At 71.7% G+C, this 24,756-nt stretch carries 16 protein-coding genes and 3 pseudogenes; 10 read left to right on the top strand and 9 right to left on the bottom strand.

Annotation, left to right across the window (positions count from 1 at the left end):
* Positions 1-18 precede the first annotated feature (18 nt).
* Together DRB96_RS14520 and DRB96_RS14515 are read right to left on the bottom strand one after the other, a co-directional pair.
* Positions 19-2,856, bottom strand: a complete 2,838-nt coding sequence (locus DRB96_RS14520) for a beta-N-acetylglucosaminidase domain-containing protein (protein ID WP_239516566.1) — start codon at positions 2,854-2,856, stop codon at positions 19-21.
* Positions 2,857-2,929: 73 nt separating this feature from the next.
* Positions 2,930-4,042, bottom strand: a pseudogene (locus tag DRB96_RS14515) (3-deoxy-7-phosphoheptulonate synthase); the annotation flags it as partial.
* Between the two features lie 603 nt (positions 4,043-4,645).
* Between DRB96_RS14515 and car the strand changes: the two are divergent.
* A complete protein-coding gene (car, locus tag DRB96_RS14510) occupies positions 4,646-8,074 on the top strand; it encodes a carboxylic acid reductase (protein WP_343234699.1) in 3,429 nt (1,142 codons plus the stop codon).
* 551 nt (positions 8,075-8,625) lie between these two features.
* Here the strand turns inward: car and DRB96_RS14500 are convergent.
* Positions 8,626-9,240: a DUF308 domain-containing protein gene (locus DRB96_RS14500; RefSeq protein WP_112448840.1), complete on the bottom strand. Its 615-nt coding sequence runs from the start codon at positions 9,238-9,240 to the stop codon at positions 8,626-8,628.
* Positions 9,241-9,647: 407 nt separating this feature from the next.
* Between DRB96_RS14500 and DRB96_RS14495 the strand changes: the two genes are divergently transcribed.
* Positions 9,648-10,481, top strand: coding sequence for a class II glutamine amidotransferase (locus tag DRB96_RS14495; RefSeq protein WP_112448839.1), 834 nt, complete (start codon positions 9,648-9,650; stop codon positions 10,479-10,481).
* A gap of 30 nt (positions 10,482-10,511) precedes the next feature.
* Here DRB96_RS14495 and DRB96_RS14490 read toward each other — a convergent pair whose 3' ends face one another.
* Positions 10,512-12,134, bottom strand: coding sequence for an MFS transporter (locus DRB96_RS14490; RefSeq protein ID WP_112448838.1), 1,623 nt, complete (start codon positions 12,132-12,134; stop codon positions 10,512-10,514).
* 246 nt (positions 12,135-12,380) lie between these two features.
* On the opposite strand from DRB96_RS14490, the gene DRB96_RS14485 reads away from it, so the two are divergent.
* Positions 12,381-13,721 carry a DUF2252 domain-containing protein gene (locus tag DRB96_RS14485; protein WP_112448837.1) on the top strand — a complete coding sequence of 447 codons (1,341 nt, stop codon included), beginning with the start codon at positions 12,381-12,383 and terminating at the stop codon, positions 13,719-13,721.
* Between the two features lie 91 nt (positions 13,722-13,812).
* Here DRB96_RS14485 and DRB96_RS14480 read toward each other — a convergent pair.
* Positions 13,813-14,004, bottom strand: a pseudogene (locus tag DRB96_RS14480) (calcium-binding protein); the annotation flags it as partial.
* An 85-nt stretch (positions 14,005-14,089) separates the two neighbouring features.
* Here DRB96_RS14480 and DRB96_RS14475 point away from each other — a divergent pair.
* The 3 genes from DRB96_RS14475 to DRB96_RS14460 all read left to right on the top strand — a co-directional run bounded on the left by DRB96_RS14475 (position 14,090) and on the right by DRB96_RS14460 (position 18,599).
* The gene (locus tag DRB96_RS14475; RefSeq protein ID WP_112448836.1) at positions 14,090-15,367 is read left to right on the top strand and encodes an Nramp family divalent metal transporter; all 1,278 of its coding nucleotides are present in this window, start codon (positions 14,090-14,092) and stop codon (positions 15,365-15,367) included.
* An 869-nt stretch (positions 15,368-16,236) separates the two neighbouring features.
* Complete coding sequence (locus DRB96_RS14465; RefSeq protein ID WP_239516134.1) at positions 16,237-17,079, top strand: acetylxylan esterase; 843 nt, start codon at positions 16,237-16,239, stop codon at positions 17,077-17,079.
* Positions 17,080-17,198: 119 nt separating this feature from the next.
* Positions 17,199-18,599: a carboxylesterase family protein gene (locus DRB96_RS14460; protein WP_112448835.1), complete on the top strand. Its 1,401-nt coding sequence runs from the start codon at positions 17,199-17,201 to the stop codon at positions 18,597-18,599.
* A gap of 13 nt (positions 18,600-18,612) precedes the next feature.
* Here the strand turns inward: DRB96_RS14460 and DRB96_RS14455 are convergent, their stop codons facing one another.
* Entirely contained in the window at positions 18,613-19,761 is a 1,149-nt protein-coding gene (locus DRB96_RS14455; RefSeq protein WP_112448834.1) for a helix-turn-helix domain-containing protein, read from the bottom strand.
* Between the two features lie 183 nt (positions 19,762-19,944).
* A pseudogene (locus DRB96_RS14450) lies at positions 19,945-20,627 on the bottom strand (AMP-binding protein); the annotation flags it as partial.
* A gap of 177 nt (positions 20,628-20,804) precedes the next feature.
* Here DRB96_RS14450 and DRB96_RS42945 point away from each other — a divergent pair.
* From DRB96_RS42945 to DRB96_RS43765, 3 genes are all read left to right on the top strand, one after another.
* On the top strand, positions 20,805-21,200 hold the full coding sequence (locus DRB96_RS42945; RefSeq protein WP_162688577.1) for a hypothetical protein: 396 nt from the start codon (positions 20,805-20,807) through the stop codon (positions 21,198-21,200).
* Positions 21,170-21,586, top strand: a complete 417-nt coding sequence (locus DRB96_RS42940; RefSeq protein WP_162688576.1) for a helix-turn-helix domain-containing protein — start codon at positions 21,170-21,172, stop codon at positions 21,584-21,586. The genes DRB96_RS42945 and DRB96_RS42940 overlap by 31 nt, the downstream gene beginning before the upstream one ends.
* 210 nt (positions 21,587-21,796) lie before the next feature.
* Positions 21,797-21,979 (top strand): hypothetical protein, encoded by a 183-nt coding sequence (locus DRB96_RS43765; RefSeq protein ID WP_204357723.1) that lies wholly within the window; start codon positions 21,797-21,799, stop codon positions 21,977-21,979.
* Between the two features lie 47 nt (positions 21,980-22,026).
* Here the strand turns inward: DRB96_RS43765 and DRB96_RS14440 are convergent, their stop codons facing one another.
* Together DRB96_RS14440 and DRB96_RS14435 are read right to left on the bottom strand one after the other, a co-directional pair.
* On the bottom strand, positions 22,027-22,440 hold the full coding sequence (locus tag DRB96_RS14440; protein WP_239516133.1) for a recombinase family protein: 414 nt from the start codon (positions 22,438-22,440) through the stop codon (positions 22,027-22,029).
* Between the two features lie 105 nt (positions 22,441-22,545).
* Complete coding sequence (locus DRB96_RS14435) at positions 22,546-23,976, bottom strand: NAD(P)/FAD-dependent oxidoreductase (protein ID WP_112448832.1); 1,431 nt, start codon at positions 23,974-23,976, stop codon at positions 22,546-22,548.
* A 302-nt stretch (positions 23,977-24,278) separates the two neighbouring features.
* Between DRB96_RS14435 and DRB96_RS14430 the strand changes: the two genes are divergently transcribed.
* Positions 24,279-24,635 (top strand): hypothetical protein, encoded by a 357-nt coding sequence (locus DRB96_RS14430; RefSeq protein ID WP_112448831.1) that lies wholly within the window; start codon positions 24,279-24,281, stop codon positions 24,633-24,635.
* The last annotated feature ends 121 nt before the right edge of the window (positions 24,636-24,756 follow it).

The following is a 24,756-nucleotide window of genomic DNA, read 5'->3' as shown; positions in this document are numbered from 1 at the left end:
GGGACCCTGGGGCTCCGGTCACGGGGTCGACGCGAAGGCTTGCGCGTGCAGCAGGCTGCAGCCGAACCGCGTCGCGCGGGCCTCGCACGTGACGCGCACGAAACGGGCCGGCGGCGCCGCCGGGTCCAGGTGGACCGTGTCCAGCCCGCCCCGGGAGGCGACCGTCGCCGACGGGTGCCAGGACACGCCGTCCGCGGAGGTCTCCACCCGGAATCGGGACGGGTAGGCCTCCTGCCAGTGCAGGCGCAGCAGGCCGACCCGGGTCGGGGCCGGCAGTTCCGCCTGCCACCAGGCGCCGTCCACCGCCGGGGACGACCAGCGGGTCGTCGGGGAGTCGTCCAGCGCGCCCGAGGCCGGGAACTGCGGGGTCTCGTCCGCCGAGGACGAGGCCCGGGCGCGGCGCAGCAGGTCCGGGCCCCCCGTGCGCGGGAAGGCGCGCACCTTCAGGGTCCGGGTCTCGGAGCCGAAGGCGACCGGGACCTCGTAGGTGCCCGGCGCGGTGCCGGCCGCGACCGCGACCTCCACCGGGAGGGCGACCGTCGTGCCGCGCGGAGCCGCGGCCGTGGCCGGCAGGCGGACCTCGATCCCCTGCGGCGGCGCCGCGGACAGGGGACCGCGGACCTCCCCGGGGCGGAGCGGGGACAGCGAGGCCCGCACGGGCCGAGCCGGCCCGCCGATCTCCGCGTCCACGGTGTCGGCCAGCTCGAAGCGGGCCTCGGGGCCGTCCGCCGTCCACGGGACCACGCCGTGCACGGCCGGAGCCGGACCCGACCAGACGAGCCGGACCGCGTCGGCCCGCAGTCCCCCGATGTCCGCCTGGGTCCAGCCCGAGGCCGCCGCCTCGGCGACCTTGCGCCAGCCCTCGCCCGGCACGTGCGCCTCGACCGCCGCGCCCCGGCTCCCGGGCGGCAGCGGGTCGGTCATGACGGTCACGACCGAGACCGGGCGGGCCGCCGGCAGCCGGAGCGTCCAGGAGTCCGCGGCCTCGGCGACCGTGCCCGCCGCCTCCCGGGCCGCTCCCGTCCACGCGTCGGCCTCGGCCGCCGCCCGGGCGAGGAAGGGGTCCAGCACCGCCTTGTCCACCCGTACGTCGCCGGCCGCGCTCTCCGAGAGCGCCTTGACGGCGGCAGACAGGGCGCGCGAGGACTGCCAGGCCGCCGCCCCGTCCCCCCGCGCCTGGGCCTGCAGGACGTCCAGGGCCAGCTCACCGGCGCTCCCGTAGCGCGCGAGCCGCGACAGCCAGGGCCCCGCCTCGCCGGCGAGGTCCGGCAGCCGTGCGGGTGCCTCGCGCAGGACGCGGAAGGCGGCCCGCAGCCGGTCCGCGGCCGCCGGGTCGCCGGCGCCCCGCGCCCGCCAGAACTCCTCGGCCAGCGGTGCCAGGTACGCCGACTCCGGCTGGGCCAGGACGGAGGAGGCGTTGTTCCCGGCCAGCGCGGCCAGCGCCTCCCGGGCCCCCGGGTCCGGGCCGGCGAGCTCGGCGACGGCCGCCGCCCACGATTCGGCGGCCCGGTAGCCGCGCGGGTTCCAGGCGAAGTCCGCCGCCGTGAACAGCGGGATGCGCGACAGCGTGCCCTGGGGCATCGCGTTGGCCAGCACGGCCGCCGAACCGCCCGCCACCGCCGGGTCCCGGCCCGTGTGGGGGCCGAGGAAGATCCGGCCCGGATCCCAGTCGTTGACCGGGTAGTTGTCCATCGTGACCAGCGGGTGCCCGAGCGCGGAGCGCGCCCCGGCCAGCTCGTGCCCGGTGATCGTGCGCGGCAGGACGCCCACCCCCGTCCACGCCACCTCGACCCGCTCGTCCAGCGCCCCGGCCAGCGCCGTCCGGTAGGCCGTCGCGCCCTCCTGGTAGTACTCCGTCGGCAGCAGCGACAGGGCGGGCGCCCCCGGGTAGCGCCCGGCCAGGTGCGCGGCCAGCTCGCCCGCGACCTCCGCGTGCGCCCGCGCGGCCGCCTCCGGGCCCTTGCCGTACCGCTCGCGGTCGGCCCGGCAGCCCCACTCCGTATAGCTGACGTCCTGGAACTGCACCTGGAACGCCCGGAATCCGAGGTCCCACATGGCGTCCACCTTGCGCGCGAGCGCCGCCCGGTCGGCCGCCGAGGACAGGCACATCGACTGCCCCGGAGCCACGGCCCACGCGAGGACCACCTTGTTGGCGCGCGCCCGCTCCGCCAGGGTGCGCAGCTCGGCGGCCTGCGCCGGCGGGTGGTCCCGGCGCCAGTCCGTGGTCCGGTACGGGTCGTCGCCGGGCGCGAGCAGCAGCCGGTTCTGCTTGGTGCGGCCCATGAACTCGACCTGGGCGAGCCGCTGTCCGGCCGTCCAGGGAGTCCCGTAGAAGCCCTCGGTGATCCCGCGCACGGGCGCGGACGGCCAGTCCCGCACCAGCACCCCGGGGACCTTCCCGCCGCCCCGGGCCAGCAACTGGCGCAGTGTCTGCGCCGCGTGGAACGCCCCGTCCTCGCCCGTGCCGGACAGTGCCACCGTCTCCCGGCCCTCGGCCCTGCCCACCGCCAGCCGGTAGCCGCCGGCCGGCAGATCGCCGGCCGCGGCCGCGCCCAGCTGCTCGAGTGCCCGTTCCGCGCCCGGGCCCTGGAGCCGTACGACGGGGATCCGCGCGGGCAGCGGGTCCGTGTCGGCCCGCTCGTGCAGGGTCCGTACGCCCGCCCCGCGCAGGGCGTCCCGGACCACCTGGGCGGCGTACGGGTCCGCTCCGGCGGGCAGCACCAGCACGGCCTCCGCGCCCAAGGCGACCTCGCGCGCCGGGTCGGCGGCCATGGACCGCGGCCGCGGCCACACCGCGGGCCCCCGGTCGGCGGCGCGCCCCGGATCGGAGCCGGGATCGAGCAGGGGCACGGGCACCGGGGGTGGGGTTAGGCGGCCGCTGGGCGCGCCGGCCGCCGGCCCGCACGGCCAAGTCCTCGACGACCTCGACCGCCTGCTGGGGGTTGAGCCGCGGATCGCAGAAGCTCAGGTACTTCTCGCCGAGGCGCCCCAACTCGCCTTCGTCGCGCACGCACTCGACGACGGCCTCCGGAGTGGTCTCCAGGTGGAGCCCGGCGGCCACCCCGCCGTTCTGCGTCACGGCCTCCTGGAAGTTCAGGACCTCCTGGACCACGGTCTTCACGAACCGGGTCTTGGTCCCGTCCGGGCCGCTGACCGTGTTGCCGTGCATGGGGTCCGAGAGCCACAGCACGGGATGTCCCGCGTCGTGAACCGCCTTGACCAGTGCGGGAAGTGTGGCGGCCGCGTGCTTCGCACCCATCCGCGCGATGAGCGTGAGCCGGCCGGGCTGGCGCTGCGCGTCGAGGCGGTCGCACAGGGCCAGCAGCTCGTCCGGCGTCATGGTGGGCCCGACCTTGACCGCGACCGGGTTGGAGACGGCGGCGAGCAGTGCGATGTGCGGGCCGTCGAGCTGCCGGGTCCGCTCCCCCACCCACGGCCAGTGGGTCGACGTCAGGAGCAGCGATCCGTCCGACTCACGGCGCAGCAGCGGCAGTTCGTAGTCGAGCAGCAGCGTCTCGTGGCTCGTCCAGACCGGTGCGTCGAGGTCCGTCCTGCTCTCGGTGCCGCGCCAGCCCAGGAAGTGGATGATGTCGCTGGCGGCACGGTACCCGGACAGCAGGTTCCGGGGGTCCGGACGTCGCAGATCAGCGTGGGCCTCCGGACGGTTCACCATGTGGCCCCGGTAGACCGGGAGTTCACGGCCGTCCACCGTCTCTACGGGTGAGGACCGGGGCTTGGCGAACTGTCCGGCGATCCGGCCGACCCGCAGCACGGGCAGTCCGGAGGCCAGTCGCATCGTCCCGGCGAGGATGTCGAGCAGGGCGCCCTTGCGCCTGACGTCCGTCGGAGTCGCCTCCGCGGGGTCTTCCGCGCAGTCGCCGGCCTGGACGATCTGGAGCCGGCCGGCCGCGGCCTCCATGAGCAGGGACCGCAGCCGCTGTGCGGCCTCGGCGTCCACGAGGGCGGGCATCTGGCTCAGGCCCGTGCGGACCGCTTCGAGTTCCGGATGGTCTTCCCATCCGGGCTGCTGGAGTGCGGGCATGGAACGGAGGTAAGAAACTATGTCGATCATTGAGTTCCCTCGAATTGGCCGGACACGATCGGTCCGGCTGTCGACAGACCTGGTGATGCGCCGAGTCGCCCGGAAATGCAGGCGCAAGGTGCGGATACGGGTCCGAATACGGGTGCGGATACAGATGCACTCGGCGACTTCGCGTACCCGTCGGCGGCTTTCGACCGGAGAGTGCCTTCCGGCACGAAATCCATTGGAGATTCCGGGGCGTTGAGCCGTCTGTCCGGTGCTCAGGGTGGAGAATCGGCGCTTCTCTCAGCGCCGTCCGACCGGGACCGTCTCTCGGACGAGTGCCACTCTTCGGGCAGGGGCGGCAGGCGGGCAACGCGGCGGAACATAGTCCGTCAGGTGGGGCGTCGGCAGGGGCCGAGTCATGCCATTCGGCGGGCCGCGCGGGGCCGACCTGATGGATTGCGGCTCCTGGGCTCAGAGCTGTGGTTCGCCCGTGCTTAGCATCACGGCGCGCCCTGGACGAGGGGGAGGGAATCCGCCGACCGCACCCCGTGCGGATGATTCCCCGCTCGTCCGGCTTCGAGCGTCCGACGTCAATACTTGGCGTAATCCAGTTATGCGATACGGAGATTCATCATGCGACTTGCGCGAGTGATGGCCGAGACAATGGAGAAGTACGCCGATCGCCCCGCCCTCGGGGAACGCGCGAGGGAGCTCGTGAAGGAACCCGACACGGGCCGCACCCGTATCGGCCTGCTCCCGCGATACGACATGACCACCTATGGCGAACTGTGGCTGCGCGTCCGCGCCGTGGCCAGTGCGTGGCAGCACGGCGACGCGTACGCGGTGCGGGCCGGGGACCGGGTGGCGATCCTCGGATTCGCCAGTGTCGACTACACGACGGTCGATCTCGCCTGTGCCCATCTCGGTGCGGTCGGCGTTCCCCTCCAGACCAGTTCCTCGGTGTCACAGCTCAACGAGATCGTCGAGGAGACCGAGCCGGTCATCGTCGCGACCAGCATCGAGCGCCTGGACGCCGCGGTCGAACTGGCCCTGGGGAACCCGTCGGTGCAGCACCTGGTGCTGTTCGACTACGAGCCGGCGGTGGACGACCAGTCCGCCAGGCTCGCGGCTGCCCGGGACCGTCTGGCGCAGCACGGGCGCGAGTTGGGCGTCGAGCTCCTGCGGGACCTGCGCGCGCGAGGTGCCGAATTTCCCGAGGCGCCGCTGTTCGATCCCCAGGGCGACGCCGACCCTCTCGCCATGCTCATCTACACGTCGGGCAGCACGGGAACCCCCAAAGGCGCCATGTACACCGAGCGGCTGGCCCGGGCCATGTGGGGCGGCGCCTGGTCGCAGCTGTTCTCCGACGAGTACGCGGCGAATCTCCACTACATGCCGATGAGCCATGTCGCCGGGCATTCCTCGCTGAAGAACACGCTGGCCCGCGGCGGTACCACGTACTTCACCGCGAACAGCGATCTGTCCTCCTTCCTCGATGACATGGCGCTGGCGAGGCCCACGGAGATGTCGCTGGTACCGCGCGTGTGCGAAATGCTCTTCCAGAAGTACCAGAGCGAGCTCGACCGCCGTTTGGCCAGGGGTGGCGACGTGGAATTGGGGCAGGTCGAGACGGAAGTCAAGAAGGACATCCGCGAGAACGTCCTCGGCGGCCGCGTGGGGTGGGCCAGTTGCGGGTCCGCTCCGCTCTCCGCCGAACTGAAGGAATTCACCGAGTCCCTGCTGGGGATCGAGGTGCACATCATCTACGGCTCCACCGAGGCCGCCGCCGTCTCGGTCGACGGCAAGCTCCTGCGGCCCCCGGTCACCGACTACAAACTCATCGACGTCGCCGAACTCGGTTACCGCACAACAGACTCACCGCACCCCCGGGGTGAACTCCTCCTGAAGACCGAGGCGATGGTGCCCGGCTACTACAACCGACCCGGACTGAACGCGGAGATCTTCGACGAGGAGGGCTACTACCGGACGGGCGACATCGTCGCGGAAGTCGAGCCGGGCCGCCACGTCGTCGTGGACCGGCGCAAGAACGTGCTCAAGCTGTCGCAGGGCGAGTTCGTCGCCACCTCACGCCTGGAGGCGGTATTCGCCGTCAGCCCGCTGGTCCGGCAGATATTCGTGTACGGAAACAGCGAGCGGTCCTATCTGCTCTCGGTCGTCGTCCCGACCGCGGACGCCCTCGAACAGTGCGGCGACGACGAGACGATGCTCAAGAAGCTGCTCGGAGAGTCGTTCCAGAAGATCGCGCAGGAGGTCGGGCTGAACTCCTACGAGATACCGCGCGACTTCCTCATCGAGACCGAGCCGTTCGGCCAGGGCAACGGCCTGCTCTCGGACCACCGCAAGCTGCTGCGCCCCCAACTCCTGCGGAAGTACCGGCAGGCCCTCGAGGAGACGTACTCCGCCATCGCCTCCAGGGAGAAGGACGAGCTGCGCGACGTGCGCCGCAGCGGCAAGGACCGTCCGGTACTGGAGACCGTCCAGCGGGCCGCGCAGGCGCTGCTGTCCACCGCGACGTCCGGGATCGGCCCCGACACGCGCTTCCGGGAGATCGGCGGGGACTCCATGTCCGCGGTGACCTTCTCCGATCTCCTCCACGACATCTTCGGCGTCCGCGTCCCCGTGGACGTGATCATCAGCCGCGGAACCGACCTGCGGCGACTCGCCGGCTACGTCGAGGAGAAGCTCGCGGCCGGGCCGCCGCGGGTGAGCTTCGCATCGGTCCACACGGAGGGGAGCTCCCGGGTCCACGCCAAGGACCTCACCCTGGAGAGGTTCATCGACGAGGAGACGCTCGCCGGCGCCCGGTCCCTCACCCGATCCGTCGGAGAACCGCACACCGTGCTGCTCACGGGCGCGAGCGGCTATCTCGGCCGGTTCCTCTGCCTGGAATGGCTGCGGCGGCTCGCCCCGGTGGGCGGAAAGCTGATCTGCGTCGTGCGCGGAACGGACGACGCCGCGGCACTGGCGCGGCTCGCCGAAGCCTTCGGCAGCGAGGACGGCGAGCCCGCCCGTACCTTCCAGGACCTGGCCGCCGACCACCTGGAGGTCATGGCCGGCGACATGGCGGAACCCCAGCTCGGTCTCGGCGACCAGGTGTGGCAGCGACTGGCCGGCGAGGTGGACCGGATCGTCCACGCCGGCGCCCTGGTGAACCACGTCCTGCCCTACAACCACCTGTTCGACGCCAACGTGGTGGGGACCGCCGAGCTCATCCGCCTGGGGCTCACGGGCCGGCTCAAGCCGTTCACCTACATCTCGAGCGTGGCGGTCGCGGCCTCCCTGCCCGGCGACCGGCCCCTGGACGAGGACGCCGACGTCCGCCTGGCACTTCCCGACCAGCCGGTCGACGACGGCTACGCCAGCGGCTACGCGACGAGCAAGTGGGCCGGCGAGGTGCTGCTGCGGGAGGCGCACGAGCTGCACGGCCTCCCGGTCACCACGTTCCGGTCGAACATGATCCTGGCGCACACCGGTTACGCGGGACAGCTGAACGTCCCCGACATGTTCACGCGGCTGCTGCTCAGCCTCATCATCACGGGAATCGCACCGCGCTCCTTCTACGCGACCGACAGCACGGAGGATCGCGGGCGCGCGCACTACGACGGCCTTCCCGTCGATTTCACCGCCGAGGCCGTGGTGACCCTGGGCGGTGCGGCACGTACGGGATACCGGACGTACAGCCTGGTGAACCCGCACGACGACGGCATCTCGCTCGACACCTTCGTCGACTGGCTGAACGAGACCGGTCACCGCATCGACCGCGTGGAGGACTACGACGACTGGCTCACCCGGTTCGAGACGGCCCTGCGCGCGGCCCCTGAAACGCAGCGCAAGCACTCGATCCTTCCGCTCCTCGACGCACACCGGACCCCGGAGGACGTCATCAGCGGATCCGCCATCCCGTCCGCTCGCTTCCAGGCCGCCGTGGAGAGCGCACGCCTCGGCCGGACGGGCGAGATTCCGCGGCTTTCCCCGGTCTTCATCAAGAAGTACGCGGACGACCTCGCGCATCTGAATCTCACGTGACCCGGGGGGCCGGCCGCAACCGGCCCCCTGTCGGTGGCGGCCACGCCCTGTACGCCTCCAGCAGGCGACGCAAAGCACGAGCGTCGCTGATGGACGGCGTGCAACCTTGGGCTGTAGCCCAAGGTTGCACGCCGCAGCCGCGACCAGGAGCCGGGCCATCGCCTCCCTGGTTCCGCGGCCGGGTGGGCCAGGACCGCTTTGGGTTCGGATGTTCGGATCCGAACCGGACGCCACGGGGCCCGAGGCTCGCGCCACGGTTCACGGCGTTTTCGTGGCGGACCGCTTCGTGCTCTTGCCCCCATTGGTGCCAGTGCTGCTGTGACGGGGCTTGGCGGCGGACGCCGTCTTCCGCTTCGGGGCCTCCGTGCCTGCGGCGACCGCCTGCGACGTCGCTGTCGGGCCCTTCCCTCAGCATGGCTGCGAGTGCCGTGAGCTGGTCAGCCGCCTCAAAACGCGACAGCAAGCGCTTCTGCTCGAACTTGAGGTCCGTCATGCTTCCCCTCAGGAATGGGCTTGTGCGCTCCGGAGCGCGAGCCTGTCACCACCGGCACTCACCCTGAACGCGTGGGCGTGATCTGTCGGGTGGCGGAGCGCAGTGCGAAGGCCATCACCACTTCGAAGACACCGAGCAGGACGAGCCACAGTCCCAGCAGTCGCGTCAGGGCGACCGCGGAGTCCACCGGGAAGCAGAGCACCACGATTCCGGCGACGGCGCCGAGGGCGCCCAGGGCGAAGAGCAGGCCGCGGTGCACGAGCGCACGGTCGGCGATCGCGACGTACGCCGTGAGTACGCCGGTCAGCAGCCAGAACACTCCGACGATCAGGGACAGCGCGCCGATCGTCTGCATCGGGTGCCGCAGAACCAGGACACCGGCCAGGAATGCCAGCATGGAGATCAGGATTCCCGCCAGTCTGCTGCCGCCCCCGTCGTCGCTGTGCGAGAAGGCCGTGACGAAACGGAAGCCGCCGGCCACCAGGAGCTGGAGACCGATGATCACAGCCAGGATGTGCAGAGTCTCGTCGGGCCAGACGAGTACCAGGATGCCCGGGATCAAGGTTGCGAGGGCGAAACCGAGTGCCCAGTGCCACGAGCCTCCCAGCTGCTTGAGGACGTCCTCGGCATCGCTCTGCCTGCGCTGCGGCGTCGCGTCGGGGGATACGGTCATCACGCCTCCCGTGCCGATCGAAGGACCCTGTCGAGGCCCTTACAAGCCATCGGACATGCCTTGTTCGCCTAATGCTGTGACAGACCCATTTTAGGCCGGTGGGACACGGCTCGCTGCTCCGGACGTGTCCTCGACCGGTCCACCCAGCCCCGACCCCTGGAGCGCCCTCGGCTGTTCCGGGGCAACGTGACTGCGGGTCCTCGTCGTCCCGGGTCCAGTCGGCGGCCGCCTGCGTGGCGATCATCTGAGGAGGTCGCGAGAATGAGAGGGCCGGAGAGACAGGGCCCCGGCGGGCCTGCCCGGACTGGGTGCCTCGCGACGCCCTCGCACGAGGGCCGCGCGGGACAACGCGGGATTCTCGCCCGTGGAACAGCAACAGGTAGCAGTGGGAACACAGGTGATGACACATGTGTCGATGGCTCGCCTACTCGGGAACCCCCATGCTCCTCGACACCATCCTGTACAAACCGGCGCACTCGCTGATCGACCAGAGCCTGCACTCCAAGCTGGGCGTCGAGACGACGAACGGCGACGGATTCGGCGTCGGCTGGTACACCGAGGACAACGACACGCCGGCACTCCTCAGGGACGTCGGTCCCGCCTGGAACAACCGCAACCTGCGGGAGATGGCCGACCACGTCCGCTCCCCGTTGTTCTTCGCCCACATCCGGGCGTCGACCGGGACCGCGGTGCAGCAGTCGAACTGCCACCCGTTCCGGCACGGCCGCTGGATGTTCATGCACAACGGCGCGATCACCGGCTTCCACCTCATGCGCCGGGACCTCACCCTGCTCGTCGATCCGGCCCTGTACGCCGACATCGAGGGAACCACCGACTCCGAGGTGATGTTCTTCCTGGCCCTCACCTTCGGCCTGGCCCAGGACCCGCCGACCGCCGTCGCCAGGATGGCGGGAGTGGTGGAGCGCGCCGGCCGCGACCACGGCGTGGAGTTCCCCCTCCAGATGACGCTCGCCATCACCGACGGTGAACGCGTGTGGGCCTTCCGCTACTCCAGCGCGCACGATTCCCGGTCGCTCTTCTACAGCAGTCGGGTGGACGCGCTGCGCCGGCTGCACCCCGATGTGGCGTTCCTGCGGGACGTCTCGGAGGAGACCCGACTGATCGTGTCCGAGCCCCTCGGCGACCTGCCCGGCGCTTGGAACGAGGTACCGGAGAGCAGCTACGGCGTCGTGCAGCCCGGCGCGGACGAGATGTATCCCTTCATGCCGGTACCGGCATGACAGGGGGAACCAGGCAAGGGGCGGGTCGCGTCATCCGTCCGGTTCTGCCGTCTTCGCGGGGGTCGACGGAATCCGTTGGGTGAAGAACATGGCGAGGAGGGCGGTCAGGGCAAGGATGGCGAGTGCGGCGCGCAGTCCGTCGAGTCTCGCGGCGGTATTCGCGTCGAGGGCGGCCTCGGCCACCTCCGGACTCGTGCCCGCTCCTTCGAGGGCGGTCTTGAGCTGGGCGTCCGACATGAAGGCCACGCCGCTTTCGAGGCTGAGGGTCGCCTGGCTCTTGACGTCGGCGGAAATGGCGGGATTCTGCTCGATGTTGGTGAGGAAGGAAGAGGTGAGCGCGGCGATCAGGATCGATCCGGCGAGTGCCGTCCCGATCGACGCACCCAGGTTGGTCACGGCGTTTTGGATGCCGCCGACTTCCGCACTCTGCTTGTCGGGTACCGCGGAGACGGTGACGGCCCCGAGCTGGGAGGCCAGTGCTCCCATGCCGAGTCCGATCAGCAGGAGCGGGATCGTGACGATCTCCGCGCCCGCGTCGGTGTCGAGCGCGGCGAGCAGGGCGACCGCGCCCGCGAGCAGCGCCAGAACGCCCAGTCGCACCACCCGCCGCGGTGAGACGTCCGGGAGGAAGCGCGGGATCAGGATGGCGGCGGCCAGCAGGGTCAGGGAGAGCGGCAGGATGCGTGCGCCGGTCATGAGCGCGGACAGGCCGAGGGCGACCGACAGGTAGAGCGGTACGACGAAGAACACGCCCATCTGTACGAGGTACTGGAAGAAGAACATCGTCAGGCCGCCGGTGAGCTGCCGGTTGCGCAGCAGGGCCGGGTCCACCAGCGGCTCCCTGTGCCGCTCCACGAGGCGGGCCTCCCATCGCAGGAAGAGCCATACCAGGAACAGGCCCACCAGCATCAGCCACACGACCAGGGAGATCCCGAGCCAGGCGGGCGCACCGGGCTTCGGCAGGAACCAGCCCCACTCGCTCGAGCGGAGCACCCCGTAGACGAAGACACCCAGCCCCAGGGCGGACAACACGGCGCCGAACAGGTCGATGGGCCGGCGCTCGCCGACCGGCGCGTCGGCGGTGCGGCGGGCGAACACCAGGATGGCGAGCACGATCACGACCTCGCCGGCGAAGACCCAGCGCCAGGAGAAGTACGTCGTGGCGACACCCCCGATGATCGGCCCGACCGCGATCGCCACGGCTCCCGAGGCGGCCACGAGCCCGTACGCACCCGGCCGGCGCTCCGCCGTGAAGTTCCCGGCGACCAGCGCGACGATCGCGGGCAGGATGAGCGCAGCCCCGAGCCCCTCGAGGAACGACCAACCCAGCAGGAGTACGGGCAGGCTCGGCGCCAGAGCCGTCATCAGCGACCCACAGCCGTAGATCACGCAGCCGATCAGGAACGCCTTCTTGTGTCCGATGAGCCCGCCGACCTTGCCGCCGGGGATCATGAACATCGCCATCACGAGGGTGTACGCCGTGATGGCGCCCTGGATCCCGGTCACCGTGGTACCGACGTCGTCGGCCACCGTCGCGATCGAGACGTTCATGACGGAGCTGTCCAGCGCCATCAAGAACTGGCCGGCAGCGAGGGTCAGCAGCACGACCCCCGCCCCGGCCGCCTTCGCGGGTGCGCCTGCCTCGGGTGCCATGACAGCACGCTCCCAGCGGCCCCGGCCCGCCGGACACAGACCCGCCGGGAAGGTCAGCTGGTTGGCGGCAGCTGAGCACAGACCGTGCGCCCCGCGCGGGCCGGGCGGGGCGGGCGGGGCGGGGCGCTCGGTCTCGTCCGAGGCCGAGCGGGGTTCCGTGCGGGACGCGGTGTCCGTGTTCGAGCCTGTGGACGTGCGCGGGGGGCCCGGCGCGCCCAGGCTTAGGTGGGGACAAGGAGATGGGGTATGACCAGTCCGACCGAGAAGGCCCGACGTGGCCGGGCCGCCCGCAAGCAGGTGACCCGGACAGCGCACGGGCGGTGGACCGCCGCGGCGGACCGGCCCGACCCGCTCGACGTGCTGGAGCGGCAGGCTGCCGACCGAGTCGTCGAGCTGCTGCCGATCCGCTACGGACGGATGGCCGCCTCCCCGTTCGCGTTCCTGCGGGGCGCCGCCGCGGTGATGGCCGCGGACCTGGCGGCCCGGCCCGACACCGGCCTGACCGTCCAGCTCTGCGGCGACGCCCACCTGCTGAACTTCGGCCTCTTCGCCTCACCCGACCGGGCGCTGCTGTTCGACCTCAACGACTTCGACGAAACCCTGCCCGGACCCTTCGAATGGGACGTCAAACGGCTCGCCGCCAGCGCGGCCGTGGCCGCCCGGGAAGGCGGCCACGGCGACGACCGAGCGTGGCAAGCGGCCCAAGCCACCGCTCGGGCCTACCGGTCGTCCATGCGACGGCTCGCCGAGCTGGGCGAACTCGCCGTCTGGTACCAGCGGTTCGACACGGCCGAGCTCCTCCCGATGATCCGCGAGACCAAGCTGCGAAGCCGGGTCGAAGTGAGTCTGGCGCGTGCCCGACGGCGTACCAGCCTGCACGCACTCGCCAAACTCACCGAGACCCGGGAAGGCCGCCGGCACATCGTTCACGACCCGCCCTTGCTCGAACCCCTCACCTCACCCGACAGCCGGGCCGTCGGCGAAATCTTCAGCGAATACAGGGACACGCTCCCCGAAGAGCGACGCCTCCTGCTCGACCGCTACCGGTTCGTCGAAGCAGCACGGAAGGCAGTCGGCATCGGGAGCGTCGGCACCCGCTGCTTCATCGTCCTGCTGACGGGCCGCGACGAGCAGGACCCGCTCTTCCTCCAGATCAAGGAGGCCGGACGTTCGGTACTGGAAGACCACCTCCCCGCCGACAGCCACGGCCACCACGGTCACCGCGTGGTCGCAGGTCAAAAGCTCCTCCAGGCGGCCGGAGACGTCTTCCTCGGCTGGACGACCGGACCGGCCGGGCGCGACTTCTACGCCCGACAACTGCGCGACATGAAGGGATCCGCCGAAGTGGAGACCATGACCCCGGTCATGCTCCGCCAGTACGCGGAACTGTGCGGCACGGCATTGGCCCGAGCCCACGCCCGCTCCGGCGACCGCATCGCCATCGCCGGGTACCTCGGCAACGCCGACACCTTCGACCGCGCCATCGCCGACTTCGCACTCCACTATGCGGACCAGACCGTCCAGGACCACGCCCTGCTCACCGCAGCCATCTCCGACGGCTCCATCACCGCCACCCACGGCATCTGACGTCCTCGGCGGCGGTGGCTCACCCCTGTACGTCTCCAGGAGCCGCCGTTAAGGACAAACGTAGCTGATGGGCGGCGTGCAACCGTGCTCGTCAGGCGTCGGCGAGGAGGGGGTCGTACGGCGTGCCCGTGCGGCGGCCGGCCATGAAGGCGAGGAAGTCGCCGACGAAGGAGCTTGTGCAGTAGGCGCCGTCGGTGGTGGTGAGGTCGCGGTGGAAGGCGGTACGGAAGAGGGTTCGGTACTCGTCCGCGTCGATGCTCCCGTTGCCGTCCTCGTCGGTGGCGTGGGCGGAGGGCCTCTTGCGCAACCGCCACCGAACCGTTTTGGTGGCTCCCGTCACTCAGGGGGCGACGGGAAGGCAACCACAGATGGCGGACACCACACAGACGGACACCGTGGGGAGCGAGAACCACGCTCCGCGCAAAGCGAGTTGGCGATCCATCGGCCCCGGAATCGTCGTAGCGGCGACCGGTGTCGGGGCCGGCGACCTCGTTGCCACGCTCCTCGCGGGCAGCAAGTTCGGCTACACACTGCTGTGGGCCGCGGTCATCGGCTGCCTCGTCAAGATCTCGCTCGCCGAGGCGGCCGGCCGCTGGCACCTCGCGACCGGCCGTACCCTCTTCGACGGCTGGCACAGCCTCGGCTCCTGGACCACCGTCTACTTCGCGGGGTACGTCGTCGTCTGGGGCTTCGTCTACGGCGCCGCCGCGATGTCCTCCAGTGCGCTCCCGCTGGCCGCGCTCTTCCCGGACACCATGGACCTGAAGCTCTGGGCCGTGCTGTGCGGTCTGGCCGGGCTGGTCTTCGTCTGGTTCAACCGGTACGCCGTCTTCGAGAAGGTCATGACCATCCTGGTCGGCGTGATGTTCCTGGTCACCGTGTATCTGGCGATCCGCGTCACGCCCCGCCTCGACGCGGCCTTCGCCGGCCTCGCGCCCGTACTGCCGGACGGTTCGCTGGTCTACACGCTCGGGCTGATCGGCGGCGTGGGCGGCACGATCACCCTCGCCGCGTACGGCTACTGGGTGAACGCGAAGGGCTGGACGAACACGAGTTGGATGAAGGTGATGCGGCTCGACAACCGCGTCGCCTACCTCACCACCGGGATCTTCGTGGTGGCCATGCTCATCGTCGGGGCCGAGCTGCTGCACTCGTCCGGCGTGGCCCTGGCCAAGGGTGACAAGGGGCTGCTCGATCTGAGTGCCGTCCTGGAGGAGCACTACGGAAGGGTGACCGCCAAGCTCTTCCTGGTCGGGTTCTTCGCCACGTCCTTCACCTCCCTGATCGGCGTGTGGCACGGAGTGAGCCTGATGTTCGCCGACTTCGCCGCGAAGTTCCGGCCGTCGCTCGTCCCGGCCGGGACGAACCCGGCGAGGTCCCTGCCCTTCCGGGTGTATCTGCTCTGGCTCACCTTCCCGCCCATCAGCCTGCTCTTCCTGGACCAGCCCTTCGGTCTCATCGTCGTGTACGGAATGATCGGCGCACTCTTCATGCCCTTCCTCGCCTTGACGCTGCTGTGGCTGCTCAACTCCTCGCGCACACCGGCCCAGTGGCGCAACGGCCTGCTGAGCAACGCGATGCTGGGGGCCGCCGGCCTGTTGTTCGTGGTGCTGTGCGTCCAGCAACTGTGGGAGCTGCTCAGGTAGCGGGCCCAGCCTCGAACCAGCACGAGGACGGCGCCCGCGACGGGCGCCGCCGCACCGAGGAACAGGATCTGAACGACGAAGACGAGGTCCCGAACGGAGGAGCGGCGGGAGGCGGCGGGTTCCAGGGCGAACGACTTCGGGCCGTCGGGCGCGTAGTGGACGGTCACGTCCCGGCCGTGCGCGCCCTCCGGGTCCCGCGGCGGGGTGGGGAGGCGTGCGGTGACGGTCGTTCCCTCGCGGGCGGTGAAGGCGATGACCTCGGTGTAGCTGGTCCAGGCACCCTCGGCGTCGTCACGGACGGACTTCGTGACGGCTATGACACGGCCCGGACCGCGGACGGCGGCGGCCGGCCAGGCGGACTCGCGGGTCAGCCGGAGGCCGTGGCTCAGGACGAACAGCATGGCGACGGTCAGCGGCCCGCCGACGCCGAGCAGTGCCCACGGGTAGCCGTACCGAATCGCCGTGTCGGTGACCAGCCCGGCGTACAGCAGTAAGACCGCGAAGTTCGGCCGGCCCCGACCGCTCAGGCCGTCCTCGAGCGTGTAGCCGACCTCGAACCGCAGCGAATCGCCTCCCGGGCCCCCTGTTCGCCGCGGAGCGCAAGATCCACCACGAGAGCTTCTCCCCGGGCGAGATGGGCGTCTCCACGTGCCGGCCGGCCCCGCGGCAGGCGCCCCGCCGCAGCGGCAGAACCGAGCATGGCACCCCCTGCACACCGTCGCCTCTCGGCAGGTTGCACGAACTCCGGCCCCGCTGCTTGCCGCGATTGCGCAGAGACGGGCTTCGAACCGTGCTTCAGGATGTGCGATCAAACAAGGTGTGAGCCGGATGTGACGGCCGGTTCACCGTGACGACATGGGGAGTCGACCGTGCTCTGGAGAAGACTGCTCGTACCTCTGACCTCGCTCGTGCTCGTGCTGACGGCCTCCGCCGGCGCGGGTGCGGCAGCGGCGCCCACCGGTTCCGCTTCCGAAGCGGTCGCGGCCGACTACGGCGCTCCCGGCCCCTACGCCACCGCGGTGGAAGTCGGGGTCGTGACCACCCTCTACTACCCGCGCGACATCTCGACCAGCGGCCGCCGCCACCCCGTGATCGTGTGGGGAAACGGCACCTTCGCCTTCCCGGTCGTCTACCGCGACCTGTTGCTGCACTGGGCCAGTCAGGGCTTCATCGTCGCGGCCGCCAACACCCCCCAGTCAAACCTCGGCGTCTCCATGCGCGCCGGCATCGACCTGCTCACCCGTCGGAACGCCGACCCCGGCAGCGCCTTCCACGACCACGTCGATCTGGAGCACATCGGCGCGTCCGGCCACTCGCAGGGCGGAGCCGCCGCCATCGTCGTCGGCGCGGACCCGCGCATCGACACCATCCTGCCCATCCAGCCCGGACCGCTCGCCAACATCAACGACGTGCGCGTACCCGCACTCCTCCTGGCCGGACAGAAGGACAGCATCGTCTTCCCCTTCCTGGTCCAGGCCTTCTACGAGGCCGCCGACCACATCCCGGCCGTCTACGGGGAACTCCGCGGCGCCGACCACTTCACGATCGTGGGCGACCCGGGCCCGTTCGCCGCGCCCACCACCGCCTGGTTCAGGGCCCACCTGATGGGAGACCAGGCCGCGCGTGCCCAGTTCTTCGGGACCGGCTGCGGGATCTGCACCGACAGCAGCACCTGGTCCGACGTCCGTCGCAACGGCCTCGTCGCCCGGTGACCCGCCCCCGAAGACTTCTTCCGCCCTGACCGGTAGCCGACCCGATCCACACGTCGCCGCCCGTCCCCGACGCCGTCTCGGCCGGGGGCGGGCGGCCCTCCTCACACGAAAGGACTGCGATGGACCTCATCGCGACCACCGGGCAGGGCAAGGTCCGGGGCCGTTTCCACAACGGGATCGCCGCCTTCCTCGGCATCCCGTACGCCGCTCCGCCCTTCGGCCCCCACCGCTTCCGCGCTCCCGCCCCGGTCGAGCCCTGGGAAGGGGTGCGAGACGCGCTGGAGTACGGGCCCACCGCCCCCAAGCGCCCCTACCGTCCGCCCCTCGACCGGCTGATACCCGACCCCTGCATCGCCGGGGACGACTGTCTCAACCTCAACGTCTGGACGCCGTTCGTCGGCGAGGGCCGGCTGCCGGTCATGGTCTGGATCCACGGTGGTTCCCTGCGCAACGGCTCGGCGAGCCTGCCGCTCTACGACGGGCGCGCCTTCGCGCGCGACGGGGTGGTCCTCGTCTCCGTCAACTACCGGCTCGGCGTCGAGGGGTTCGGGGTCTTCCCCGACGCCCCCGCCAACCGGGGCCTCCTCGACCAGGTCGCGGCCCTGCTCTGGGTCCGCGACAACATCGCCTCCTTCGGTGGGGATCCGGCGAACGTCACCGTGTGCGGGGAGTCCGCCGGGGCGATCAGCGTCGCGGCCCTCATGACCAGCCCCGCCGCGGCCGGGCTGTTCCGCCGGGCGATCCTGCAGAGCGGCCCCCCGCACACGGTGTCGCGCCGCGAGGGCGCGAAGGCCGTGCGGGCGATGGCGAGAAGACTGCGGATCCCGGCCACCGCCGAGGCGTTCGCGGGCGTGGACCGGGACCTGCTGCTGGACACGCAGGCCGCCGTGGTCGACCGGTCCGACCCCATCGGCGGCGGTCCCGGGTTCCACATCGTGGCCGACGGCGACCTCGTACCCGCCGACCCGCCCCTTCCCCAGGCCGACCTTCTGCTGGGCTGCAACCGGGAGGAGTACCGGCTGTGGTTCGTACCCGGCGGCACGGTGGACCGCGTCAGCCGGCTCACCCTGCGGCTCGCCCTGCTCAAGTTCCGTGTCCCGCAGCGGGTGGCTCGGCTGTACAAAGCCACCCGCCCGCACGCCAAACCCGGTGAGCTCCTCGGGGAGATGGCCACCGACCTGCTGCTGCGGGGGCCCCTGAACCGCCTGGCCGACTCCCGGCCCGACCGCACCTTCCTCTACGAATTCGCCTGGCGCTCGCCCGTGATGGGGCTCGGCGCGTGCCACGCGCTGGAACTCGGCTTCGTCTTCGACAACCTGCGCGCCGCCGAGGACCTGACCGGGCCGGACGCCCCCCAGCCACTGGCGGACGCCATGCACCGCGCCTGGGTCGCCTTCGCCGCCACGGGGCACCCGGGCTGGCCGGGCTGGAACGCGGACCGGCCCGTCATGGTCTTCGGCCACCCCGGCTCCGGCCCGGTCCTCGCGCCCCGGCACGAGGAACTCCGCGCCTGGCTGTGACCGCTGACGGGTGTCATCCTGCGATGCCACGGTGATCCGCGGGCCCGGCCAGGTCCCTGGCGACGAGCGCTGCCTGGATCAGCCGGGCCTGTGCGGGAACCGCGAGGTCGAGGCCGGTCAGCGTGCTCACTCGCTGCAACCGGTAGTCCAGGGTGTTGCGGTGCACGCACAGATCCGACGCCGTCCGGCGGCGGTTGAGCCCGTGCTCCACGAACACGCGCAGCGTCTCGAGCAGGAAGGGATGCTCCGCCAAGGGGTCGAGCTTGGCCGCCAGCCGTACGAGGCCGTCCCCGGGGCGCGCGATCTGGTGCTCCAGCAGCACGTCGTCGAGGCGGTAGCACCCGGGCGGGCGTCCCAGGCGCTGTACGAGATCCAGTACGCGGCCGGCCTCCTGCGCCGCCGCCGAGACGGCGGCCGGGACGGAGGAGCGGGCGGCGGCGGCGCGCACGCTCTGCCCCACGTCCTTCTCCAGCCGGGCCACCAGGCCGGGCACGTCGGGGCTGCCCGGCAGCAGGGCGATCCAGGAGACGTGGTCCATCAGCACGGGGATCCCGGTGAAGGCGTCGAGCGAGGACTGCACCAGTCGCGTCGGCGGGTCGGACTCGAACGCGAAGGCGACCACCTCGTGCTCGCCCACCACGGACACCCGTGCCACGTCGGCCAGCTCCTCGTACGGACGTCCCGCCAGCAGGGCGCCGAGCAGGGCCCGGCGTACCCGCTTGTCCTCGCTGTGGAGGTCCTCCTGGGCGTTCTGGTGGGCGAGGACGACCGCGGGCAGCGCGGCGTGCAGGCAGGCGAGGAGCCTGCCGCCCGCTCCGGCCAGCTCTCCGGGCTCCGCGATCTCGGTCAGCGTCTGCCACCACACCTCGGCGCCGATCAGGTACGCGGTGATCACCGCTTCGAGGGGGACGCGCTCCTCGGCCCGGCGCGCCGACCACTCGATGAGCCGGGTCAGGTCGCCCGGACCCATCGGACCCCCGCCCCCGTCACGCAGGGCCCTGAGCAGCAGCGCGTGCACCGCCGCGATGGACCGCGCGACCTCGCCCTGGAGGGTGGCGCGGGGCAGCGCCCCGTAGAACGGCGCCTCGGCCGCGCAGCGCGCGACCACGACGGCGGTGAGGTCACCGACGCGTGCGGCCATCCGGGCGTGCAGGTCCGACATCGGCGCATCGTCACACCGCCCCGGCCGTGCCGTCAATCGCGGCTCCCGGTCCGGCGACGGGGGCCGTGCGCGCGGCGTGTCCCCGAACCGCTCCCGGACGGCGTCTGCCGGGCCTTGCCCGCGCACGGCCGCGGCCCGCTGCTCCCTCATGCCCGGGCCTTGCCCACGCGGTGGCGCCCGCACTCATGCGCGGGCTTCTCGCAGCTCGCGCTTGAGCACCTTGCCGCTGGGGCCCAGGGGCAGCTCGGGGAGGAAGCGTACGATCCGCGGGTACTTGTGCCGGCCCAGGCGCTCCCGGCTCCAGGCCACGAGCTCGCCCTCGGTGACTTCGTGGCGCAGCACCACCACGGCGCAGACCTCCTCGCCCCGGGCCGGATCGGGCAGACCTATGACGGCGACCTCGGCGACGGCGGGGTGGCGGGGTGGCGGGCGAGCACCTCCTCGACCTCGCGGGGGTAGACGTTGTAGCCGCCCCGGATGATGAGGTCCTTCTTGCGGTCGACGATGGTGAGGAAGCCGTCCTCGTCGCGCACGCCCAGGTCGCCGGTGCGGAACCAGCCGTCGATCAGGACCGCGGCGCTCGCCTCGGGGTCGTCGAGGTAGCCGGCGAAGACGTTGTGCCCGCGGATGACCACCTCGCCGACCTCACCGTCCGGCAGGAGCGCTATCTGCTGCTCCCGCTCGGGGTCGGTGATCGCGGCCTCGGCGCCCCACACGGGGTGGCCGACGGTCCCGGGACGGCGGCCGGTGGCGTGCTGGTTGAAGGTGGCGGCCGGGGAGGTCTCGGTCAGCCCGTAGCCCTCCAGGATCTCGGTGCCGAAGGCCGCCTCGAAGCGCTCCAGCAGGGCGACCGGGAGCGCCGCGCCGACGGTGCATATGCCTAACCTGCTGCCATGAACGACGAGGAGCGGGCGCTGCGTCGGCAGCTTGCGACAGCTCTGCTCGCGGACATCGGCCCCCTCACCGATGCCCTGACCGCCGACATCCGCGCGCACAGCCCCTTCTACGCGTCCGGCCGGACCGTCTCCCATGCGGATCTGCGGGTGACCTGCCGCCGCAACGTGGAACTGGCGCTCAACGATTTCGGCGAGTTGCCGTCCAGCGGCCGCCACATCGAGGCCGCTGCCACCGAGACCGGACGGCTGCGCGCCGAGCAGGGCGTCCCGCTGGCCACCGTGCTCCAGGCGTTCCGACGCGGCGGCCGGGTCATCTGGCAGGCGCTGGCGGACCGGATGGGCGACCGGCCACCGGCACAGCAGCAGATGCTCGGCGACATCGCCGGCGCCCTGTGGGAGACCATCGACCGGTTCTCGTCCGCCATGGCCGACGCGTACGGGCTCACCACCGTGGAGCTGCAGCACCGGAAGGACTCCCGGCGCGGATCCTTCGGGGGGCGGTGCGCTGTGCCGTGGGGATTTCGCCGCCGTTCGATCAGCTGACCGCGGCCGACCGGGGGCTGCGGCTGGCGGGGCGTGCGCTCGCGACCCTCCCGCCGGGCACCGGACAGGTCGCGGCGCTCGACGACCGGCTGGTGCACGCCGTGCTCTGCGCCGACCCGGAGATCGCTCAACGAACGGTGGGGCGCTATCTCGGGGGTGTGCTGCGCAGCGGTTCCGAGCGGGCGGTGCTGCTGGAGACGCTGCGCGTCTGGCTCGACGAGGGCTGCTCGGCCTCCCGCACCGCCGAGCGGCTCTACTGCCACCGCAATACGGTGCGAGGCCGCATCGGACGCATCGCCGAACTGACCGGCTGGTCGGCGGAATCCGGCGAGGCCCGGCTGGACTGGGCGCTCGCGCTGCGGGCACCGGGAGGAGCAACGTCCTGAGCTCGTACGGGAGGTGCCTTCGTGCCGGCTCTCGACCTCGGCCCTTCCCCGGCGGCACACGTCCCCGCGGGCCGGTCCGCCCCGACCGGATCAGTTCGTCGGCTGAGCCGGCCTCCCGGCCTCCCGGCCTCCCGGCCTGAGTACGAACGATCGGGCAACTGAGTACGAGACCCCGGGCACTTACGGCACCCGGAGCGGTTCAATGGATCCATGGTCGATACGAACAGCGCGCAGACGCAGGCTTCGTCGGCACGGCGCACGAGGCCGTGCCAGTGGTGCGGGCGCCCCGTACCGCAGCGCTTCCTGCTGATGCCCAAGCTCCACTGCAACAGGAACCACTGGCTGAACGACGTGCGCGACAATTTCTGGCGCAAGCTGTTCGAGCACGGCTGAGCGCCCGCCCACGGCACTGCGAGCACCCCGCCATCCAGCAGGACTCCTCACGCCCCTTCGCGACAGCCTCGCCGCCTCGGACGATGCCGTGACGTTGTCCACGCGTACGAACTCGTATCCGTAGACATGGTGAGGCGACTCTCATCGTTCGTGTCCGAGAGGTCCCAGGGCCCGTCGTGCCCGTAGGTGACCAGTCGCTTGCCCGTGTCCCGCATCATGTAGCCGGTGTTCAGGCAGTCGACGAGGTTGCGGCCGAGGCGGTCCACCGCGGCGCCGGCGATGCTGCTGTACGGACCTCGCTCGCCTCGTAGCCAAGGCCCGAGCTTCGGGCGCGTCATGGGGTCGGTGGCCCCGGACACCTCCCAGTCGTCGGCCCAGGCGATCTCGTGCCCACCCACTGACGACACGGCCGCGAGGACGTTGGCGCGTTGACGCTCCGGGGAGCTGGTGGTGGCGGACATCTGCGAGAGGCGGCGGACGCCGACGAAGCATCGCCCACATCCGCCGTCAGCACGTTCGGTCACATGTTCCGACATGCCATGCACGCAGACCTCCGCCGTTTGTCCTTAACCGCGATACGTCTCCAGCAGCCTGAGCCAGATCTCGCTGATCGTCGGGAACGCCGGAACCGCGTGCCACAGGCGGTCGATCGGCACCTGCGCCGCGACCGCGATGGTCGCGGCGTGCAACAGCTCGGCCGCACCCGGCCCGACGAAGGTGACGCCGAGCAGGATCTCGCGGTCCAGGTCCACCACCATGCGGGCCCGGCCCCGGTAGCCGTCGGCGTACAGGCCCGCGCCGGAGACCTTGCCGAGGTCGTGGTCGACGGCGCGGACCCGGTGGCCCGCCCGCTCGGCCTCCGCCAGGGTCAGGCCCACCGACGCCGCCTCCGGGTCGGTGAAGACCGCCTGCGGGAGGGCCTGCGTATCGGCGGTGGCCGCGTACGCGCCCCAAGGGGCGGTGTCGAGCCGCGTGCCGCCCGCCGCGCGGGCGGCGATGGCGGCGCCCGCGATCCGGGCCTGGTACTTGCCCTGGTGGGTCAGGAGCGCCCGGTGGTTGACGTCGCCGACGGCGTACAGCCAGTCGATCCCCGGGACCCGGCAGCCGTCGTCCACCGCGATCCAGCCGCCCGGCGCGAGGCCGACGGTGTCCAGCCCGATGTCCTCGGTGCGCGGCGCACGGCCCGTCGCCACCAGCAGTTCGTCGCCCTCCAGCGTCTCGCCGCCTTCGAGCACCACGCGCACGGGCCCGGTCGAGCCGTCCCGTACGACGGACTCGACGGCCACCCCGGTACGGACCACCGCGCCGGCCTCGCGCAGCGCCTCCGCGACCAGCTCCCCGGCGAACGGCTCCATGCGCGGCAGCAGCCCCGAGCCCCGTACGAGCACGGTGACCTGCGAGCCGAGCGCCTGCCAGGCGGTGGCCATCTCGGCCGCCACCACCGAGCCCCCGATGATCAGCAGCCGCCCGGGCGCCGCCTGCGCGGACGTGGCCTCGCGGCTGGTCCACGGGCGGGCCTCGGCGAGGCCCGGCACATCCGGGACCACGGCCCGCGTGCCGGTGGCGACGACCACGGCGTGCCGGGCGGAGAGCACGTGGTGCTCCCCCTCGGGGCTGGTGACGGCGACCTTGCGGACCCCGTAGAGCCGCCCGTGGCCCCGGTACACGTGGGCGCCGACCGACTCCAGCCAGTCGATCTGGCCGTCGTCCTTCCAGCTGCCGGTCCAGTAGTCGCGGTGCGCGAACACCGCCTGCGCGTCCAGCGGGCCGGCCACGGCCGCCGCGAGCCCGGGCACGCGCCGCGCGTCGGCCCGCGCCAGCGCCGGGCGCAGCAGCGCCTTGCTGGGCACGCAGGCCCAGTACGAGCACTCGCCGCCCACCAGCTCGCTCTCGACCAGGGCCGTGCTGAGCCCGGCGGCGCGGGTCCGGTCCACGATGTTCTCGCCGGCCGGTCCCCCGCCGAGCACCACTACGTCGTACTCCACCGCATCCGACATAGACACCTTCCAAGGGTTCCAAGAGGTCCACCAGGACCCGCAGGAATCCCGGTCAGGGGCTCATATCCCGTCACCATACGTGTGGTCTGTGAGACATGCGTGAGATGCGGGCGGGCCCGGCGTGGTGCAGTAACACCCAGCCAGGGCAGTAATCCACAAGCCTTCTGATCAAGGAGTCCAGAAACGATGCGCGACGCTCCACCCGAGCCTGACGCAGACACCCGGGCGAGGCTCTGTGCCGCCGTGCACCTGGAGACCGCCCCGCGGGATCTGCTGGCCGCCCTCGACAAGGCGGCCGGCCGATGAGCGGGGCCCGCACCGTCGAGGTGCTCACGCTGGACCGCGGTCCGGTCGCCCTTCCCGAGCCCTCCTGGTGCGCCGGCCACACCGACGAGGTGCCCGGGCACCAGGTCGACTTCCACCACTCGCGGCCCTTGGACGTCCCCCAGGGCCTGGTGGACCTGGACGCCGAGCTCGTCGAGTTCCCGTTCGGCCGGCGCCCCGTAGCGCTCAGCGTATATGTCGAGATCGTCGCGCCCGGAGCGACGCTGGACCCGGACGGCCTGCGGGAGTTCGCCGCGGACCTGACCGCGCGGGCAGCGCTGCTCGTCGAGTTCGCCGACCGGCTGGCCACACTCCGCGCCGGGGGTGATTGGTGAGTGCTCCGCCGAAGGTGCCGCAGCCCGGCAAGAGCCTCTCGTCCGTGTCGACGACATCCTGTCCGACGACCTCGCCATCGTCATGGGGACCGGTACGACGGCGTCCGACGCGATCCGGTAC

Origin of the sequence: Streptomyces sp. ICC1 (assembly GCF_003287935.1) — a bacterium.
GTDB classification, from domain to species: domain Bacteria; phylum Actinomycetota; class Actinomycetes; order Streptomycetales; family Streptomycetaceae; genus Streptomyces; species Streptomyces tritrimontium.
Note: the sequence above shows the minus strand (reverse complement) of the source record. Positions and strands in the feature narration are given on the sequence as shown.

Bases quoted from the DNA above. Each gene is read 5' to 3' on its own strand.
- DRB96_RS14435 (WP_112448832.1), bottom strand. From the start codon at position 23,976: ATGTCGGATGCGGTGGAGTACGACGTAGTGGTGCTCGGCGGGGGACCG.
- DRB96_RS14430 (WP_112448831.1), top strand. From the start codon at position 24,279: ATGAGCGGGGCCCGCACCGTCGAGGTGCTCACGCTGGACCGCGGTCCG.
- DRB96_RS14460 (WP_112448835.1), top strand. From the start codon at position 17,199: ATGGACCTCATCGCGACCACCGGGCAGGGCAAGGTCCGGGGCCGTTTC.
- DRB96_RS14490 (WP_112448838.1), bottom strand. From the start codon at position 12,134: ATGGCACCCGAGGCAGGCGCACCCGCGAAGGCGGCCGGGGCGGGGGTC.
- DRB96_RS14485 (WP_112448837.1), top strand. From the start codon at position 12,381: ATGACCAGTCCGACCGAGAAGGCCCGACGTGGCCGGGCCGCCCGCAAG.
- DRB96_RS43765 (WP_204357723.1), top strand. From the start codon at position 21,797: ATGGTCGATACGAACAGCGCGCAGACGCAGGCTTCGTCGGCACGGCGC.
- DRB96_RS14500 (WP_112448840.1), bottom strand. From the start codon at position 9,240: ATGACCGTATCCCCCGACGCGACGCCGCAGCGCAGGCAGAGCGATGCC.
- DRB96_RS14440 (WP_239516133.1), bottom strand. From the start codon at position 22,440: ATGTCCGCCACCACCAGCTCCCCGGAGCGTCAACGCGCCAACGTCCTC.
- DRB96_RS14455 (WP_112448834.1), bottom strand. From the start codon at position 19,761: ATGTCGGACCTGCACGCCCGGATGGCCGCACGCGTCGGTGACCTCACC.
- DRB96_RS14475 (WP_112448836.1), top strand. From the start codon at position 14,090: ATGGCGGACACCACACAGACGGACACCGTGGGGAGCGAGAACCACGCT.
- DRB96_RS14495 (WP_112448839.1), top strand. From the start codon at position 9,648: ATGTGTCGATGGCTCGCCTACTCGGGAACCCCCATGCTCCTCGACACC.